Here is a 15,956-nt window from a genome sequence, read left to right on the forward strand (position 1 = left end):
TACTCCGAGTGCAGGGCTGCCGCCCAAAGGGAAACGCCACGCACATGAACCCCGTCGCAAGAACGGTCCTGCAGCGCCTTGGCCTCGGCCTGGTCACTTTGTTCATCGTGTCCATCATCATCTTCTCTGCGATCGCGATGCTTCCAGGCGACTTCGCCAAGGCCACGCTAGGGCAATCGGCGACGCCCGAAACGGTCGCCGCGTTCCAGCGGGAAATCGGCATCGATCGTCCGCCTGTCGAGCGCTACTTCGTTTGGGTCGCCCAGATGCTCCATGGCGATTTCGGCTCTTCGTTTGCGAGCCGCACCGGATATCGGCGTACCGTGGCCGAGATCATCGCACCACGCCTCTACAACACGATGTTCCTTGCAGCGGTGACTGCGCTGATAGCTGTTCCTCTGGCCTTGGGGCTTGGCATTCTGGCTGCGCTGTACCGCAACGGCTGGTTCGACCGGCTGGTGAATGTCGCGACACTGACAACCATTTCATTCCCGGAATTTTTCGTCGCCTATATGCTCGCCTACCTGGTGATCTCGCGCGACACGTTCATCGGATCCGATTTCGCTCAAACGCTGCCTCATTGGCTCACTGTCTCGCTGAACTGGGCGCTCAATGCGGTTCCCAAATTTCCGACATTGTCGAATGTGAACGATCAGACGCCATTTTGGGAGCATCTCTGGAAAGTGGCCCTGCCGGCAATCACCCTTACGCTCGTAATCGTGGCCCACATGATGCGCATGACCCGAGCGGCCATCATCAACATGCTGGCAAGCCCCTACATCGATATGGCGCGCCTCAAGGGAATGTCCCCAATGGTGATCGTGCTGAGGCATGCCCTGCCCAATGCCTGGGCTCCGATCGTCACTGTGGTGGCGTTCAATCTGGCGTATCTCATCGTCGGAGTGGTCGTGGTCGAGGTCGTGTTCGTCTACCCCGGCATCGGCCAGCTGATGGTTGACGCGGTAAAATCCAGGGATGTTCCGGTTGTCCAGGCCTGCGCCCTGATTTTCGCCGCGACTTACATCCTTCTCAACCTGCTAGCCGACGTTATTTCCATCGCCACCAATCCCAGGCTCTTGCACCCACGATGACCAGATCCGAATCTGTCGCGGCGGTTCAAAGGCTGAGGCGCTCGCGTTCTACCCGGGCGAAAACTGCGCTGAAGAAGGCACCGTTCAGCGCGTGGTTCGGCATCGTCGTGATCCTCGGCTACGTCTTTGTTGCGGTCTTCGCACACTGGATAGCCCCATATGGCGAGACGCAGGTTTTCAGCGAAGCCTTCGCGCCGTGGAGCCAGGAGTTCAAACTGGGAACCGATCAGCTCGGCCGCGACATGCTTACCCGCTTGATCTACGGTGCGCGCAACACCATCGCTATCGCGGCCGCGACCACGTTGCTGTCCTTCGCGGTCGGCGTCTCGCTCGGCCTTCTTGCCGCATTGTACAGGGGGTGGCTCGACCAGATCTTGTCGCGTGCGGTGGACGTGCTGATGTCGATCCCGAGTCTGATCTTCGCGCTGGTGCTGCTGACGATCTTCGGCTCGTCGATCACCAGCCTGATTGTCATCATTGCGCTTCTGGATTCCACCCGGGTCTTTCGGCTTTCTCGCGCCGTCGGGCTTAACGTGGCGGTGATGGAATATGTCGAGGTGGCACGATTACGCGGCGAGGGACCGAAATGGATCATCGCCAAGGAAATCCTTCCCAATGTCATGCCGCCACTGGTCGCCGAGTTCGGCTTGCGATTCTGCTTCGTGTTCCTGACAGTTGCGGCGCTGTCGTTTCTCGGCGTCGGTATTCAGCCGCCGACGGCCGATTGGGGATCAATGGTGCGCGAGAACGCGACCCTGATCACCTACGGCGATGTCACCCCGCTACTTCCGGCCGGCGCGATTGCTCTCCTTACCGTGTCCGTGAATTTCGTGGTGGATTGGTTCCTGCAAGCAACAAGCGGGTTGCGGGATGAAAAGTAGCGGTCCAGGCCCACGCGAAAAAGGAAAGGATCTGCTTCAAATCCGCAATCTGCATGTGGAGGGGTTCTCGGATGAGCGGTGGCATCCCATTGTCCACGGGGTCGATCTGACGCTGAAGCGGGGCCAGGTTCTTGGGCTGATCGGAGAGTCAGGCGCCGGCAAGTCCACCATTGGCCTTGCCGCAATGGGTTATGCCAAGCCGGGCTGCCGGATCACGCAAGGCTCGGTCCTGTTCGACGGGATTGATCTTCTGGCAGTCAATGAAAAAGGGCGCCGTCGCCTCAGGGGCTCCCGCATTGCCTATGTCGCGCAAAGCGCGGCTGCCTCTTTCAATCCGGCACATCGGCTCTTGGAACAAACCGTCGAAACCGCAGTGGCACATGGAATTGCCGGCCGGGAAGAGGCGAACCGGAGCGCCGTCGATCTTTATCGACGCCTTCAACTCCCAGAACCGGAGACCATAGGCTTTCGCTATCCTCATCAGGTCTCCGGCGGGCAGTTGCAACGGGCAATGACAGCGATGGCAATGGCTTGTCGTCCGGACCTTATAATATTCGACGAGCCAACAACGGCGCTCGACGTAACCACGCAGGTTGAAGTTCTAGCTTCCATTCGCAACATCGTGGAGGAATTCAGCACCGCTGCAATCTACGTGACGCATGACCTGGCGGTGGTGGCGCAAATGGCGGATCGCATCATAGTTCTGCGCCACGGACGAACCGTGGAGGAGGCTGACACGCGCCAGATGCTGGCCTCGCCCAGCCAGGAATATACAAAAACGCTCTGGGCCGTACGCAAGCTCGCCAAGCCCGAAGTTCCAGCCGATGACTATCTGCTGACTATAGACAACGTTACCGCGGCCTATGCAGGAAAGGTCAAGGTGCTCCAGGATGTCTCCATCAAGGTTCCGCGCGGAAGAACCGTGGCTGTGGTTGGCGAATCCGGTTCGGGGAAATCGACGCTCGCTCGAGTCGTCACCGGCCTTTTGCCGCCAATTTCAGGTTCGATTTCTTTTGCCGGCCAGCTTCTTTCCTCGAGCCTGAAGACGCGGCCGAAGGAGGTCCTGCGCCGCATACAGATGATTTATCAAATGCCCGACAACGCCCTGAATCCGCGCCAAACGGTCGAAGAGGTCATAGCTCGGCCGCTCGAATTCTACCTAGGCCTTAAGGGCGCGCGGAGGGATCGCCGGATCGGCGAACTTATGCACATGGTCGAGATGAGCGAAGATTTTCTGGAACGCCTGCCTGGCGAGCTGTCGGGTGGCCAAAAACAGCGCGTCTGCATTGCCCGCGCGTTGGCTGCCGATCCGGAGCTTATCATCTGCGACGAGATCACGTCCGCGCTCGACCAGATCGTCCAAGAGGAAATTCTCAAGCTTCTCATACGTCTCCAACGTGAACTCGGAATGAGCTACATCTTCATTACCCATGACATTGCTACCGTGCGCGCGATAGCCGACGAAATCGTCGTCATGCACCGCGGCAAAGTCGTCGAGCAAGGATTGAAGAGCGAAGTTCTCACGCCACCGCACGCGGCCTATACCGAACGGCTATTGTCCTCTGTTCCGGAAATGAATCCGGACTGGCTGACAAGGCTGCTGGCCAGCCGGAAGATCTGACGGATCGGCTATCCGTCAACGCCCGGCATATTCCTCACGATCAGCTTCCTTCGCGATCACCCGATGTCAGCCATATGGCCGGCAACGCCGTTACGATCTTTCCTGGAGCGCTAACGCTGCTCGATCAGCGTCTTTGCCGCATTTTTCCCCACCGCGAGGATGCGATCGGACAATTCCGTTCCGCCCACGGCGCGGGCCATTTGCAGCGTGCCGAGGAGCGTTGCGAAGACAGCCAGCGCCACGCCCTCCGGATCCTTGGCCTGCGGTAGCGCTTGCGCCAAGTGGCGCACCAAGGCCAGCAGGTGGTCTGTATAGGCTTCACGCGTTTCAGGCGGCTGACGGGCGAGCTCCGGCAGCAGCGCAGCTGACGCGCAGCCCTTTCCGGGATTGTCCCGGTGCTCGGCCGACAGATACGTGTCGATGGCCATCTCCACGCCCGAAGCCAATGCTTCCGCCAGTTGCTGCGCCTGAAGCTCCATCGCCGCCGCCACGCTTTCGCGGACAAGCTGCGCCTTGGATTGAAAGTGTGGATAGAAGGCGCCGTTCGTCAGCCCGGCGTCGCTCATGATGGTCGCCAGTCCGGACGCAGCTATGCCGTCGCCGCGAAAGCGTTCCGCTGCGACCTCCATGATCCGTCCGCGCGAGGTGTCCTTCCGGCCCTTTTCGTAGCGCATGGCTGCTATTCCTTTCTGCTATTGCATTATGAGCGTAATCTGATATTACGACTGTAATTCAACGGGCGCAAAAAAGCTAGCCCTCATGATTTTGGAGCACGAAATGAATGCGAATTCCGGAAAAACCGCTGTTGTGACGGGAGCCTCTTCGGGCATTGGCCGCGCCAGTGCCGAGGCTCTGGCAAGGGCGGGGTTCACGGTTTTCGGAACCAGCCGGCGCAAGGCCGACGACGGCCCGGACGGGGTGACCATGCTGGTTTGCGACGTGACCGACGGTGAGGCCGTTGCCGCACTCGTTTCGACGGTGCTCTCGCAGACCGGCCGGATCGACCTCTTGGTCAACAATGCCGGCGTCGGCCAGCTTGGAGGCGCCGAGGAATTCTCGATTGCACAGGTACAGGCCCTGTTCGACGTCAATCTGTTCGGCGTCATCCGCGTGACCAATGCGGTGCTGCCGTCGATGCGGCGGCGTGGCGAAGGGCGCATTGTCAATATCGGCTCTGTGCTGGGACTGGTGCCGGCGCCGTATTCAGCGCATTATTCGGCAGTCAAGCACGCGCTCGAGGGCTATTCGGAATCGCTCGACCATGAGGTTCGTGCCTTCAATATCCGCGTCTCGGTCATCGAGCCGGCATTCGTTCGTACTGTCTTCGACCAGAACGGGATCCAGCCGGATTCGCCTTTGCAGGAATACGATCAGGCTCGAGCTACGCTGGAAGCGCTGCTTCGCGATGTGATGCCTGTCGCCGATCGGCCCGAAGTGGTGGCGCAGGTGGTCGTCAAAGCAGCGACCGATGCCCGTCCGCTACGGCGCTACACCGCCGGCAAGGCAGCGCGCCAAGTCAGCCTGCTGCGCCGCTTTGCCCCTGCGGGGATATTCGACAAGAGCCTGCGCAAACAGTTCCGCCTGCCGGTCTGAACGACAGCGAGCAGAGGATTTCACGCACATGCGGCTAGCCAAAAATACTCTCAGAAAGTCACTGCCATGAAGGCATTCGTCGTCGACAAGTATAGCAAGAAAGGCACGCTGCGGCTGGCCGAAATGCCGGAGCCGAAACTCGGGGACAGCGATGTCCTGGTCGAGGTCCACGCCGCGGCGGTGAACCTGCTCGATTCCAAGGTCAAAACCGGAGAGTTCAAGCTGATCCTACCCTATCGCCGGCCGTTCATCCTGGGTCACGACGTGGCCGGGAGGGTTGTCCGCGTGGGATCGACAGTCCGCAAGTTCAAACTCGGCGACGACGTCTATGCGAGGCCGCGCGATGGCCGGATCGGGACATTCGCCGAGTTCATAGCCATGGATGAGGCCGATGTAGCCCTGAAGCCCGGGAACCTCAGCATGGAAGAGGCGGCCTCGATCCCGCTGGTCGGCCTGACCGCCTGGCAGGCGCTCATCGAAAGGGCCAACCTGAAGAGGGGACAGAAGGTCTTCATTCAAGCCGGATCCGGCGGCGTGGGGACATTCGCCATCCAACTGGCAAAGCATCTCGGCGCGACCGTTGCGACCACCGCCAGCGCGGCGAGTGCCGGTCTGGTCAAGGGGCTCGGCGCCGATGTCGTCGTCGACTACAAGAAAGACGATTTCGAAAAAGTGCTGTCGGGCTACGACGTCGTCTTGAACAGCCAGGACACAAAGACACTTGAAAAGTCACTGAATGTGCTGAAACCGGGAGGCAAGCTCATCTCCATCTCCGGCCCACCGGATCCCGACTTCGCCAGGGAAAAGGGACTGAACATGGTGCTGAAGCTGGTGCTTCGCCTGCTGAGCCGCGGTATTCGAGCGAGAGCCAAGCGCCGTGGCGTGACGTTCTCGTTTCTCTTCATGTGGGCGCAGGGCGAGCAATTGAGCAAGATCGCATCGCTCATCGAAGCTGGTGCGATCCGCCCGGTTGTCGACCGGGTCTTTCCCTTCGAAGCCGCCAACGAGGCGCTGGCCTATGTCGAAACAGGACGCGCCAAGGGCAAGGTCGTCATCAAGGTCAGATAGCAACTCAGCTGCGATCGAGGTCAGCCGCGCCGGGCTGCATCGATCGCCGCGACGTCGATCTTCGTCATCTCCATCATCGCATCAAAGGCGCGTTTGGCTTCCTCGCCGCCGGCCGCCATGGCCTCGGTCAACGTGCGCGGCGTGATTTGCCAGGACACGGCCCATTTGTCCTTGCACCAGCCGCACGCGCTCTCCTGGCCGCCATTGCCGACGATGGCATTCCAGTAGCGGTCGGTTTCCTGCTGATCGTCGGTGGCGATCTGGAACGAGAAGGCCTCGCTCTGCTTGAATGTGGAGCCGCCGTTCAATCCGATGCAGGGAATGCCGGCAACGGTAAATTCGACCGTCAACACGTCGCCTTTCTTGCCGGACGGAAAGTCGCTCGGCGCACGGTGAACGGCGCCCACCCTGGTGTCGGGAAAGGTCTCCGCGTAGAAGCGAGCCGCAGCCTCGGCGTCCTTGTCGAACCAGAGGCAAATCGTGTTCTTTGGCATCGTTGGCATTGCGTGTTCCTTTCGGTGTTAGAGTTGGCGGAGGTCAGCCCAGCAAATTACGTGCCGTGCGCATGAAGATCCTTGACCCGATCGGGATCAGGTCGTCGGGAAAGTCATAGTCGGGATTGTGCAAGGCAGGGTGCCGCTCGCCTGCACCGAGGAAGAACATCGCCGACTTGGCACTATGGCCGAACAGGCCGAAATCTTCAGAGGCGCGCATCGGCAGGGCTTCTTCGCCGTGCGCGACGCCCTCTTCATCGAGCGCGCGCCGCAGATGCTCCACCGCGTCCGGCGCGTTGACGCTGGCGACGAAGATCTCGTGATAGTCCCAGCGGACGGAAAGGCGATGCTCGCCCGCGATCCTGGCGACCAGTGCTTCGGCAGCAGCGCACAGGTTTGCCATGCGCTCGTCACGCCGGGTGCGCAGCGTTGCCCACACCTCGGCGTGAGCCGGCGCGATGCCGAACACGGCTTCGCCCATCGCGGCATGGGTGACCGTCAGCATGGAGAAGTCGTTATCGGCGAAGGTCCCGCGCCCGAGCGCCGGCAGCGCCGGCATCAGCTCACTGATCGCCAGCATCGGCGAGATGCCGGTCTCCGGCATGGACGAATGGGCGGTCTTGCCTTCCAGCACGATGCGCATGCCGCGTGATGCACAGTTGACCACGCCGGCTTTGAGCCGCACCTCGCCGAACGGCACGCCGGGCAGGTTGTGCAATGAGAAAGCGAAATCCGGCACGATCTCGCCGAAGCGCGGATCGGCGACGACGCCGGCCGCGCCATTGCCGGTTTCCTCCGCCGGCTGGAACATCAGCACGACGCGGCCGCTTGCAGGCCTCTCGCGCCCCAACTGACGGCCAAGGGATGCCAGGATCGCGGTGTGTCCGTCATGGCCGCACATATGCGACTTGCCCGGTACGCGCGACGAATGCGGCACGCCTGAAAGTTCTTCGATAGGCAAGGCATCGAGTTCCGAACGGAACAGCACCGTCGGCCCCGCTTTGCCGCTGTCATATATGGCCGCGACGCCGTGCCCGCCGAGCTGTGTCAGCACCTTGTCCGGCCCCGTATCGGCGAGGAAGGCGACGACCTCTTTTGCGGTCTTCTCCTCTTCATTCGAGATTTCCGGTTGCTGATGCAGCTTGCGCCGCCATTCGGTTAGTTCGACAATGTCTCGATTGGTCAAAGTCATGCTTTTTCAGCCTCCGCTGCACTCTTCATTTCGTTGACACGTCCAGTCACAGGGGGTGTCAAACGCAATGATGAATTGCTAGCGATAAAGGGCAGTTCCCGCCACAGTCCAAGTTTCGGGCTTCGGCAGGCCAGAAACGACCGTTCTCCCAGCCACTCTCAGCCTATTGATTGATCTCGGGCTCGACGAGCTTTGCCAGATTTCTGAGCGACTCCTGCCAGCCGAGATAGCAGGCCTCGACCGGAATGACGTCCGGAATGCCCGCCTGGGTGATGTCGATTTCAGTGCCGACCGACACTTTTTTCAAGACCACGGTCACTCGTATCTCGCCGGGCAGGTTGGGATCGTCGAACCTGTCGGTGTAAAGCAGGCGCTCGCCCGGAACGAGTTCGAGATACTCGCCGCCGAAGGAGTGGCTGTCGCCGGTGGTGAAATTGCGGAACGACATCTTGAACGTGCCTCCGACCTTTGCCTCGAAATTATGGACCGTGCAGGTGAAGCCGTTTGGCGGAAGCCACTTGGCCAGCGCGTCCGCTTCAACGAAGGCGCGATAGACCTTTTCCGGGCTGGTCGTCAGAACGCGGTGCAAACGTACGGTGCCGGGCATTGCTGGATCCTTTCATGAATGCCTGTTCGATACCCCAAGGACGGACGAAGGCTAGCCAGTCCGACATTGGTTTGCGAATTTTTTGGGTTTGCGAATTTTTTGAGGGCGCACGGCCTGCGTCACCCACAGGCATGCCGTTCGACCCCGCGCCTGTCGGGCGAGGCGGCGGACGAACTGCACCGGCTCTGGAGCTGGCGTTCACCTGCTAAATCGGGTTCCTGAGCCATCTTGTTGTTCAGGCGCGGTTTTACCGATTGACGCGAACGGCCGCGCGTCGCGGCCAATGCTTCGAACGGGCTAAATAGGGCAGCGCGTCTTTGCCGTCCAAGTGCCGATCATTAGAATTTGCCTCTGATCAGAGTTGATTTCCTATCAGGCCGTTAATGCGGCCATGCTTTTAATAAGCATTTGCTAATAAATCCTCCGAACCTGAGGCAAGCAATGACCAAGAATCTCGGCAATGCACGTCATACGCCAGCGAAGGACCAGCAGGTCTCCCTTCTTGGCAAAGCCGCGCCGGCACTTTTTCCGCTGGTCGTGGCGGCACTGGGCTACATGATTGGCAAGCAGTTCTTCGGCATCTAGCCGCGAAGACAGGGTCTTCCGTTCCCCAAACGTCCCGGCGGATGTCAACGCCGCGGGGCGCCGTTGACATTGCAGCGGCGTGTCGCCGGACATCAACGTCAAACATGGACGTCGCCAAAGGACAGTTCGCCGTCGTCATCGGCCGTGAAAAAGACGATGGCAAGCAACCCGACATAGAATGCGGCCACAACAACCACGATCGCCACACCAGGAACGGGGCCAAGGGCGGCGCTGTCTAGGGCCTCGCGAAGCGAGCCGGCAAAGCCGGCCCTGACACCCACGGTTTGAAGGCTGGGTGTGGATATCTTGAGCACCCAGGCCAGCAACAGGATCAGAAACAGATAGATGTAATTTCGCCGCAGCCGACGGGCTAGCGCGACGCGCTGCGACAGCAGGAATTTCGGCGCGCGCAGGCCTTCGCCGACGATGAGCACCCAGTCCGAGGCGAAGTCGGGCTGTGGGGAAAAGATCTGGGCGAAATAGTGGCGTTCGAACTGGCGTACGCGCGCCCGATAGAAATCGAAGAACCGATAGCGGCGCGCCTCGATCCACAGCAGCAGCAGGATCAGCAGCATGGCGAACAGCAGCACGCCGTGATGCGCACTGGCCGTCGACAGCGATACCGAAAGCAGCGCCGCCACCACCGTGATTGCCCAGTTGGTTGTCCTGTCCAGCCGGTCGCGCCATCCTGCCATGCGAGCGATCTCGGCGCGGTGGAAATGGGACAGCGTGTTGACGCGCTCCGCCGATGAAAGGACGGGGCCAGCGGGCTTTGCCGACGCGTCGTTCATGGCATCCTCCGGCAAGGAACAGAACAGTTTGCCGGCAACATCGTTCCAAGACGCGTCACGCAAGAGCGGCATCGGCCACTCGTGATCTATCTCGGCTGCACGGCCCTTGAGAATCCTTCAGCCTTCGGCAACATGGCGGTAGGGCTGGGAGCGCGAAGATGAGCAAGGCTATTTCCACCGCATCATCGAGGGTCCCGCGCAAGGCGCCGATGGCTCTGACCGAGGATCTCATCGCGCGCACCATGCGTGCTGTCGAGGATGCCGGGCCGACGCCGGGCATGGTTCACATGACCGATGCCGACTATGCGCGCATCCGCGACGAGGTGCTGGCCGGCGCTCCGGCCGGGCCGCTGAAACTATTTGCCTATGGCTCGCTGTTGTGGAAGCCCGCCGGCGAGGTGAGGGGCGGAGAACGCGCGGTGGCCAGCGGCTGGCATCGTTCGTTCTGCTTCACGGTGCAGCGTTTTCGCGGCACGGTCGAGCAGCCCGGCCTGATGATGGCGCTCGATCGCGGCGGCCAGTGCCAGGGCATGGTGTTCGAGATCGCGGAGCCGCTGGCGGCTAACCTCGAAGCGCTGCTGCGCCGCGAAATGACCATCCTGCCCGCCGTCAACGTGCCGCGCTGGCTGCAGGTCAGGACCGAAGGCGGCCCATGTCGCGCGCTTGGCTTCGTCGTCGATCCCGCCAATCCGCGTTATGCCGGCAAGCTCGACAAGCAGGCGATCGCGGCGACGCTGGTGACAGCCGCCGGTCATTGGGGCTCGGGCGCGCAATATCTTTTCGAGACGATCCGCCACCTCGAAGCCTGCGGCATCCGCGACCGCAATCTGTGGCGGTTGCAGGAATTGGTGGCCGTGGAGATCGGGCTGACCATCGCCCAGAAGTGATCCGCCCAGAAGTGATCCGCTCAGACGCGGCACGCTTCAGTCGTGTTTGGCCCCGGATGTTTGCAGGCCACAGCACTTTTTGAAGCAAATCTCTGATTTCGAAAGTCTCCGCAGTGAGGGTTTAATGAATTGAAAACAGTTCTGGCCCAACGATGACCTGAACACCGGCGCAGGACACGGTGCGCGTGGGCAAATCATGAAATCCTCGACCGGAGAGCATTACCCAGCGCTGGATCATGTTCGTGGCCTGGCGGCCTTTCTTGTCTTTTCCTGGCATTTCCTTCATGCGTCTCCTGAAGGCCCGGTGCCTTATGACTTCGTGCCGGCTCTTCCCCTCTTCAGCGTTCTGGATGAAGGGCATACTGGCGTTTCCCTGTTCATGGCGCTTTCCGGGTACCTGTTCGCCAAGCTGCTCGATGGAAAGCAGATCAACTATCTGCCCTTCTTTGCCAACAGGGCCCTCAGGCTGCTTCCGCTTCTGCTGGTCGTGATATGTATCGAGGCTTGCCGCAGGTACCTGGCCGGACAGTCCCTCGACGGGTATTTCACGGGCGTCGGATTGGGGTTTCTTTTTCCCACCCTCCCGAATGGCGGCTGGTCGGTAACGATCGAAGCGCACTTCTACCTGTTGCTGCCGTTCTTGCTGATGGCATCCAGGCGGTTTGTGTTCGCGCCCTTGCTATTCATCGCGGCAGCCATTGTGCTGAGGTCCGTCCTGTATGTGCAGATCGGCGAAGTGCAGTCGGCGGCGTCCGTAACCATCATAGGCCATGCGGATCAGTTCCTGGCCGGCATTCTTGCCTTCCACCTGCGTGCCCACGCGAAGAACCAACACTGGCTGGCGCTGGCCGTTCTCATGGCTTTTTCGGGGTTCTTCTGGTGGTTCGATGCAGCCGGCGGATTTTACCAACTGGGCCGCTATCCGTCGCCTCATTGGATATGGATCATCCTGCCGACCCTGGAGGCGGCAGCCTATTCATTCGGCATCGCCTACTACGACACGAGCTTTTCGAAAAAGCGAACAAGCCCGCCGTTCAGGATACTGGAGAAGGCGGGGGCCTACAGCTATTCGATCTATCTTCTGCACCTGTTCTTCGTCATGCAATTGGCGGCGTTCATAGACACGAATGTCATGAGCATCAGCAATTTCTACGTCGCATGCCTCTGGTCCGCATTGTGCTTCGTGGCGACGATCCCGATCGGCTATCTCAGCTACACCTGCGTCGAGGCGCCATTCCTGCGCCTGCGTCTGCGCTATATGGACCGAAAGCCCGAAACTGCGGCATCGACCGCGGCTGAGCTTGGATCGGTCATCGCCCATAGACCGACCTCGTTCAGCCGTCCCTGAGCCACACCAGCATTTCGCCGGGCTCGCGGTTGTCCCAGGCGAAATAGGGAATGGCGGTCAGGCGCGTCTCGGCGGTGGTCGGCGGCTCGGGCCTGTAGAGCCCGTCCTGCCAGCCGTCGGGGACATCGGCAAGTGCCGCGGTCGACAGCGTCACCACGCCGCCGAGAAGTTCCGGCCGCTGCTGCGCTTCGATGGTGGCCGTCCGCGGCAGCGTCAGGCGATGCGGCTGGCTGTCATTGTCTGATGCCTCGACGCAATAGATCAGCGGGCCGCGTGACAGCGCGACGCGGCCGGCATCCTGGCGCACCTGCGGGTTGGCATAGAGCCGCTCGATCGGCATTTCGAGATCGAGCCGGACATCATCGCCCTTCGTCCATGTTCGCTTGATCGCGGCGTAGCCGTCGCTGGTGATCTCAGCCGGCTTGATGGCCTCGCCGTTCACCTTCAACTGGGCACTGGCGCTCCAGGCGGGAATGCGCAGGTGCAAGGTAAATTCGACCGGCGCCTGCGGCTCGAGCGTGATCTCGACGGCGCCGTCCCAGGGATAGCGGCTTGCCTGCGTCAAGCTCACCGGTGTGCCTGATATGTCGAAGCGAGCTGTCGAGTCGCCATAGAGGTGGATGGCCAACGCATCGTCGGCCAGGCTGTAGAAATAGCTGCCGATCGAGGCGACCATGCGCCCGATATTGGGTGGGCAGCACGGGCAGCGGTGCCATTTCCACCTGTTGTGCTTGCCCCGGCTTTCCAATGGATTCTCGTAGAAAAACAGCGAGCCGTCGAGCGACAGGCCCGAGATCGAACCGTTGTAGAGGGCGCGTTCCATCATGTCGGCGTAGCGCGCGTTCGGCCCCATGCCGAGCATGCGGCTGGCCCAGAACACCAGGCCCACCGCTGCACAGGTCTCGGCATAGGCGCTCTCGTTGGGCAGGTCGTAGTCGCTGGTGAACCCCTCATTGTGCGCCGATGGTCCCAGTCCGCCGGTGATATAGAGGCTCTTGGTGGTGAGATCGTCCCACAGAAGGTCGAGTGCCGACCGCAGCGTGTCGTCGCCATATTCAGTGGCGATGTCGGCCATGCCCGAATAGAGGTACATCGCTCTGACCGCATGGCCGACGACCTTGTGCTGTTCGCGCACCGGGATGTGCGACTGGCTGTATTCATAGGTCTTGAAATGATAGGCCTTCGGGTCGGCGCCGCGGGCGCGGGCCTCCTCGTCGAAATAATGTGGCTGCTGCCCGCGCTGGTCGATGAAGTATTTGGCCAGCTCCATGTATTTCCGCTCGCCGGTCACCCGCGCCAGCTTGACCAGTGCCAGCTCGATCTCCTCATGACCGCAATAGCCCTTCTTCTTGCCGGGCTCGGGGCCGAGCACCGACGCGATATGGTCGGCATAGCGGCACATGATATCGAGCAGCTTGCGTTTTCCCGTCGCCTGGTAGTAGGCGACCGCGCCCTCGATCAGGTGGCCGGCGCAATAGAGTTCGTGGCAGTCGCGCAGATTGGTCCAGCGCTTGCCGGGCTGGATGCGCTGATACCAGCTCGAGAGATAGCCGTCCTCCTGCTGCAGCTTGCCATACATGTCGGTGACGGCATCGATCTTCTTCTCCAGTTCGGGGTTTTTGCGCCGGTAAAGCGAATAGGCCGCGGTCTCGATCGTCTTGCCGAGATCGGAATCCCAGAACATCTGCGTGGTCACCGTCGATCCGGTGAATTCTGCGCCCTGGCGATCGGCTTCGTCGGGAGAGGGCGAGTGAAAGGGGATGATTATGCCGGGCGAGGGGCGGCCCGGATCGATCTGCTCCAGCATGCGGGCCTCGACGCAGCGCTCGTAGAGGATGTCGGCGGTGCGTGTGGCGACAGCGTCGGCGCGGTCGCCCCAGAAGCCGTGCACGTCGACCTGCGGCACCGGCAGCGGGCGGAAGGCGAGCTTCGGTTTTCCGGTTTTTGCGGATGGCGATGCGGTCATGAAACTTACTCCATTCGGTCTGTCTATTTGACGGCCCCGGCCATCAGGCCGCGGATGTAGAAGCGCTGCAGCGCCAGGAACAGGATCAGGCACGGCACCATCATCACGGTGACGCCAGCCTGCACCGCGCCCCAGTCGATGGCGCCGAAGCGGCCCGACTGCAGTGCGGTCATCATCACCGGCAGCGTGAACTTGGATTGGTCGGTCATCAGCACGAGGGCGGCGAGGAATTCGTTCCAGGCGCCGAGGAAGGCAAACAGGGCGATGGTGACGACGCCCGGCCAGACCAGCGGCAGCATCACCTTCAAAAGCATTGTGAGATTGCTGGCACCGTCCATGCGGGCGGCCTCCTCGATTTCGCGCGGCACGGCGTCGAAGGCGTTGCGCATCATGAAGATCGAGAACGGCAGTTGCAGCGTCACATAGACGCCGACCAGGCCGGTCAGGGTGTTGTGCAGGCCAAGCTTGGTCAGCACCAGGAAGATCGGCGTCAGGATCGACTGGAACGGGATCATGATCGTCGACAGGATGAGGATAAAGAACAGGTCCTTGAACGGAAACCGAAAGCGCGAAAAGCCGTAGCCGGCCAGCACGCTGACGGCGACCGAGAGCACGACGGTCATCACCGAGACATAGATGCTGTTTTGCGCCGAAGCCCACAGCCCGTCACCGAAGCTGTTGAGCGTGGCATAGTTCTCCAGCGAGAACCCCGACGTCGGCCAGGGCGGCAGCGGCGGCAGGCGTGCTTCGGCCGCCGGCTTGAACGCCGACAGCACCGCCCAAACAATCGGCGCGGCAAACAGCACCGAGGCGATGATGCCGGTCGAATGCTCTGCGACGCGGCTCAGGAGCCGGCGGCTACGGGAGGCGGCCTGCGCCATCAGTCGAGACCCTCCGGCTTGCGCAACAACCATAGCTGGACGAGGCTGAGCGCCACCAGGATAACCAGCAGCACCATGGAAAGTGCCGCGCCATAGCCGAGCTTGAACGACACGAAGGACTGGTTGAAGATCCAGTAGACCGCCGTCAGCGTCTGGTTGCGCGGGCCGCCGCGCAGGATGATGTAGAATTGGTCGAAGGCGAGGATCGAGCCGGCGACCGACAGGATCAGCGCCAGCGCCAGCGTGCGACGCATCAGCGGCAAGGTGATCGCCCTGAACCTGGCGAAAGGCCCGGCACCGTCGATGACGGCCGCCTCCTGCAGGTCCTGCGGGATCGATTGCAGGCCGGCCATCAGGATGATCATGGTGAAGCCGGCGACCTTCCAGACGACCATGGCGATGATCGACCAGAAGGCCGGCTGAAAGGTGGCCAGAAGGTTGAACTTCCTGTCGATCAGTCCGAGGTCGTAAGCGGCCGGGCTGAACAGGCCGGAATCGACATTCAGCAACCACGACCAGAGCAGGCTGGCCGAGGCGAAACCGACAACCGCCGGCATGAAGAACATGGTGCGGTAGAGATTGGTCAGCGGCCGCGGCCGTTCGACGAACAGCGCCAGCGGAAAGGCCACCACGAAGATCGCGATGGTGACGATCACCGTGTAGAAGGCGGTGAAGCGCAGCGCGTTCCAGAACCTGGTGTCGCGCAGGATGGCGACGTAATTGCCGAGGCCGATATAGCTGTGCTCGCCCATCAGCGGCCAATTGTGTAGCGACATCCACGCCGTCATGCCGAGCGGGATCAGGAAAAAGACGATGACCAGCGCGACAGCCGGCGCGACATAGAGCAGGCCGATCCATTGTTGGCGGCTGGCGACCCTGCGGGCGCTGGGCGGGGCGGGGCTTGCTGCGGTTGTGATAGAGCTCATGCCGTGCCTGTTCTTCCGTCGGATA

The 15,956-nt window shown here is 61.3% G+C and carries 16 protein-coding genes; 8 read left to right on the forward strand and 8 right to left on the reverse strand.

From position 1 onward, the window contains the following. Window positions 1-44 precede the first annotated feature (44 nt). From NKJ11_RS29100 to NKJ11_RS29110, 3 genes are read left to right on the forward strand one after another with little or no spacing between them, the layout of a single operon-like run. Window positions 45-1,091: an ABC transporter permease gene (locus tag NKJ11_RS29100; protein ID WP_128306095.1), complete on the forward strand. Its 1,047-nt coding sequence runs from the start codon at window positions 45-47 to the stop codon at window positions 1,089-1,091. Further along, window positions 1,088-1,972: an ABC transporter permease gene (locus NKJ11_RS29105; RefSeq protein WP_502897093.1), complete on the forward strand. Its 885-nt coding sequence runs from the start codon at window positions 1,088-1,090 to the stop codon at window positions 1,970-1,972. Before NKJ11_RS29100 ends, NKJ11_RS29105 begins: the two co-directional genes overlap by 4 nt. Further along, window positions 1,962-3,593, forward strand: a complete 1,632-nt coding sequence (locus NKJ11_RS29110; RefSeq protein ID WP_352441775.1) for an ABC transporter ATP-binding protein — start codon at window positions 1,962-1,964, stop codon at window positions 3,591-3,593. The genes NKJ11_RS29105 and NKJ11_RS29110 overlap by 11 nt, the downstream gene beginning before the upstream one ends. A gap of 110 nt (window positions 3,594-3,703) precedes the next feature. On the opposite strand, the gene NKJ11_RS29115 is transcribed toward NKJ11_RS29110, so the two are convergent. Continuing rightward, on the reverse strand, window positions 3,704-4,267 hold the full coding sequence (locus NKJ11_RS29115; RefSeq protein WP_352441774.1) for a TetR/AcrR family transcriptional regulator: 564 nt from the start codon (window positions 4,265-4,267) through the stop codon (window positions 3,704-3,706). Between the two features lie 103 nt (window positions 4,268-4,370). Here NKJ11_RS29115 and NKJ11_RS29120 point away from each other — a divergent pair, with 103 nt between their 5' ends. Both NKJ11_RS29120 and NKJ11_RS29125 read left to right on the forward strand, forming a co-directional pair. Then, the gene (locus NKJ11_RS29120) at window positions 4,371-5,186 is read left to right on the forward strand and encodes an oxidoreductase (protein ID WP_352610843.1); all 816 of its coding nucleotides are present in this window, start codon (window positions 4,371-4,373) and stop codon (window positions 5,184-5,186) included. A 66-nt stretch (window positions 5,187-5,252) separates the two neighbouring features. Next, window positions 5,253-6,254, forward strand: a complete 1,002-nt coding sequence (locus NKJ11_RS29125) for an NADP-dependent oxidoreductase (RefSeq protein ID WP_352610842.1) — start codon at window positions 5,253-5,255, stop codon at window positions 6,252-6,254. A gap of 20 nt (window positions 6,255-6,274) precedes the next feature. Here NKJ11_RS29125 and NKJ11_RS29130 read toward each other — a convergent pair whose 3' ends face one another. From NKJ11_RS29130 to NKJ11_RS29140, 3 genes are all read right to left on the reverse strand, one after another. Continuing rightward, window positions 6,275-6,748, reverse strand: coding sequence for a VOC family protein (locus NKJ11_RS29130; protein ID WP_352794833.1), 474 nt, complete (start codon window positions 6,746-6,748; stop codon window positions 6,275-6,277). A 43-nt stretch (window positions 6,749-6,791) separates the two neighbouring features. After that, entirely contained in the window at window positions 6,792-7,940 is a 1,149-nt protein-coding gene (locus NKJ11_RS29135) for an amidohydrolase (RefSeq protein WP_128305578.1), read from the reverse strand. A gap of 163 nt (window positions 7,941-8,103) precedes the next feature. Further along, window positions 8,104-8,547, reverse strand: a complete 444-nt coding sequence (locus NKJ11_RS29140; RefSeq protein ID WP_023809353.1) for an SRPBCC family protein — start codon at window positions 8,545-8,547, stop codon at window positions 8,104-8,106. A gap of 441 nt (window positions 8,548-8,988) precedes the next feature. Here NKJ11_RS29140 and NKJ11_RS29145 point away from each other — a divergent pair, with 441 nt between their 5' ends. Beyond that, window positions 8,989-9,132, forward strand: a complete 144-nt coding sequence (locus NKJ11_RS29145) for a hypothetical protein (RefSeq protein ID WP_023809352.1) — start codon at window positions 8,989-8,991, stop codon at window positions 9,130-9,132. 98 nt (window positions 9,133-9,230) lie between these two features. Here NKJ11_RS29145 and NKJ11_RS29150 read toward each other — a convergent pair whose 3' ends face one another. Further along, window positions 9,231-9,923: a DUF2270 domain-containing protein gene (locus NKJ11_RS29150; RefSeq protein ID WP_352581201.1), complete on the reverse strand. Its 693-nt coding sequence runs from the start codon at window positions 9,921-9,923 to the stop codon at window positions 9,231-9,233. A gap of 158 nt (window positions 9,924-10,081) precedes the next feature. Between NKJ11_RS29150 and NKJ11_RS29155 the strand changes: the two genes are divergently transcribed. Continuing rightward, window positions 10,082-10,810 carry a gamma-glutamylcyclotransferase gene (locus NKJ11_RS29155; protein WP_352610840.1) on the forward strand — a complete coding sequence of 243 codons (729 nt, stop codon included), beginning with the start codon at window positions 10,082-10,084 and terminating at the stop codon, window positions 10,808-10,810. 196 nt (window positions 10,811-11,006) lie between these two features. Further along, a complete protein-coding gene (locus tag NKJ11_RS29160) occupies window positions 11,007-12,158 on the forward strand; it encodes an acyltransferase family protein (RefSeq protein WP_023809349.1) in 1,152 nt (383 codons plus the stop codon). Here the strand turns inward: NKJ11_RS29160 and NKJ11_RS29165 are convergent. The 3 genes from NKJ11_RS29165 to NKJ11_RS29175 are packed head-to-tail and all read right to left on the reverse strand — an operon-like array spanning window position 12,145 to window position 15,931. After that, window positions 12,145-14,124, reverse strand: a complete 1,980-nt coding sequence (locus NKJ11_RS29165) for a glycoside hydrolase family 127 protein (protein WP_352794831.1) — start codon at window positions 14,122-14,124, stop codon at window positions 12,145-12,147. The two genes, NKJ11_RS29160 and NKJ11_RS29165, sit on opposite strands and share 14 nt — an antisense overlap. A 23-nt stretch (window positions 14,125-14,147) precedes the next feature. Next, the gene (locus tag NKJ11_RS29170; RefSeq protein WP_127294878.1) at window positions 14,148-15,005 is read right to left on the reverse strand and encodes a carbohydrate ABC transporter permease; all 858 of its coding nucleotides are present in this window, start codon (window positions 15,003-15,005) and stop codon (window positions 14,148-14,150) included. Continuing rightward, window positions 15,005-15,931, reverse strand: a complete 927-nt coding sequence (locus NKJ11_RS29175) for a carbohydrate ABC transporter permease (RefSeq protein ID WP_352610838.1) — start codon at window positions 15,929-15,931, stop codon at window positions 15,005-15,007. Before NKJ11_RS29175 ends, NKJ11_RS29170 begins: the two co-directional genes overlap by 1 nt. Window positions 15,932-15,956 lie beyond the last annotated feature (25 nt).

Origin of the sequence: Mesorhizobium sp. M0243, assembly GCF_040321775.1 — a bacterium.
GTDB lineage: Bacteria > Pseudomonadota > Alphaproteobacteria > Rhizobiales > Rhizobiaceae > Mesorhizobium.

Bases quoted from the DNA above. Each gene is read 5' to 3' on its own strand.
- NKJ11_RS29100 (WP_128306095.1), top strand. From the start codon at position 45: ATGAACCCCGTCGCAAGAACGGTCCTGCAGCGCCTTGGCCTCGGCCTG.
- NKJ11_RS29105 (WP_502897093.1), top strand. From the start codon at position 1,088: ATGACCAGATCCGAATCTGTCGCGGCGGTTCAAAGGCTGAGGCGCTCG.
- NKJ11_RS29110 (WP_352441775.1), top strand. From the start codon at position 1,962: ATGAAAAGTAGCGGTCCAGGCCCACGCGAAAAAGGAAAGGATCTGCTT.
- NKJ11_RS29115 (WP_352441774.1), bottom strand. From the start codon at position 4,267: ATGCGCTACGAAAAGGGCCGGAAGGACACCTCGCGCGGACGGATCATG.
- NKJ11_RS29120 (WP_352610843.1), top strand. From the start codon at position 4,371: ATGAATGCGAATTCCGGAAAAACCGCTGTTGTGACGGGAGCCTCTTCG.
- NKJ11_RS29125 (WP_352610842.1), top strand. From the start codon at position 5,253: ATGAAGGCATTCGTCGTCGACAAGTATAGCAAGAAAGGCACGCTGCGG.
- NKJ11_RS29130 (WP_352794833.1), bottom strand. From the start codon at position 6,748: ATGCCAAAGAACACGATTTGCCTCTGGTTCGACAAGGACGCCGAGGCT.
- NKJ11_RS29135 (WP_128305578.1), bottom strand. From the start codon at position 7,940: ATGACTTTGACCAATCGAGACATTGTCGAACTAACCGAATGGCGGCGC.
- NKJ11_RS29140 (WP_023809353.1), bottom strand. From the start codon at position 8,547: ATGCCCGGCACCGTACGTTTGCACCGCGTTCTGACGACCAGCCCGGAA.
- NKJ11_RS29145 (WP_023809352.1), top strand. From the start codon at position 8,989: ATGACCAAGAATCTCGGCAATGCACGTCATACGCCAGCGAAGGACCAG.
- NKJ11_RS29150 (WP_352581201.1), bottom strand. From the start codon at position 9,923: ATGAACGACGCGTCGGCAAAGCCCGCTGGCCCCGTCCTTTCATCGGCG.
- NKJ11_RS29155 (WP_352610840.1), top strand. From the start codon at position 10,082: ATGAGCAAGGCTATTTCCACCGCATCATCGAGGGTCCCGCGCAAGGCG.
- NKJ11_RS29160 (WP_023809349.1), top strand. From the start codon at position 11,007: ATGAAATCCTCGACCGGAGAGCATTACCCAGCGCTGGATCATGTTCGT.
- NKJ11_RS29165 (WP_352794831.1), bottom strand. From the start codon at position 14,124: ATGACCGCATCGCCATCCGCAAAAACCGGAAAACCGAAGCTCGCCTTC.
- NKJ11_RS29170 (WP_127294878.1), bottom strand. From the start codon at position 15,005: ATGGCGCAGGCCGCCTCCCGTAGCCGCCGGCTCCTGAGCCGCGTCGCA.
- NKJ11_RS29175 (WP_352610838.1), bottom strand. From the start codon at position 15,931: ATGAGCTCTATCACAACCGCAGCAAGCCCCGCCCCGCCCAGCGCCCGC.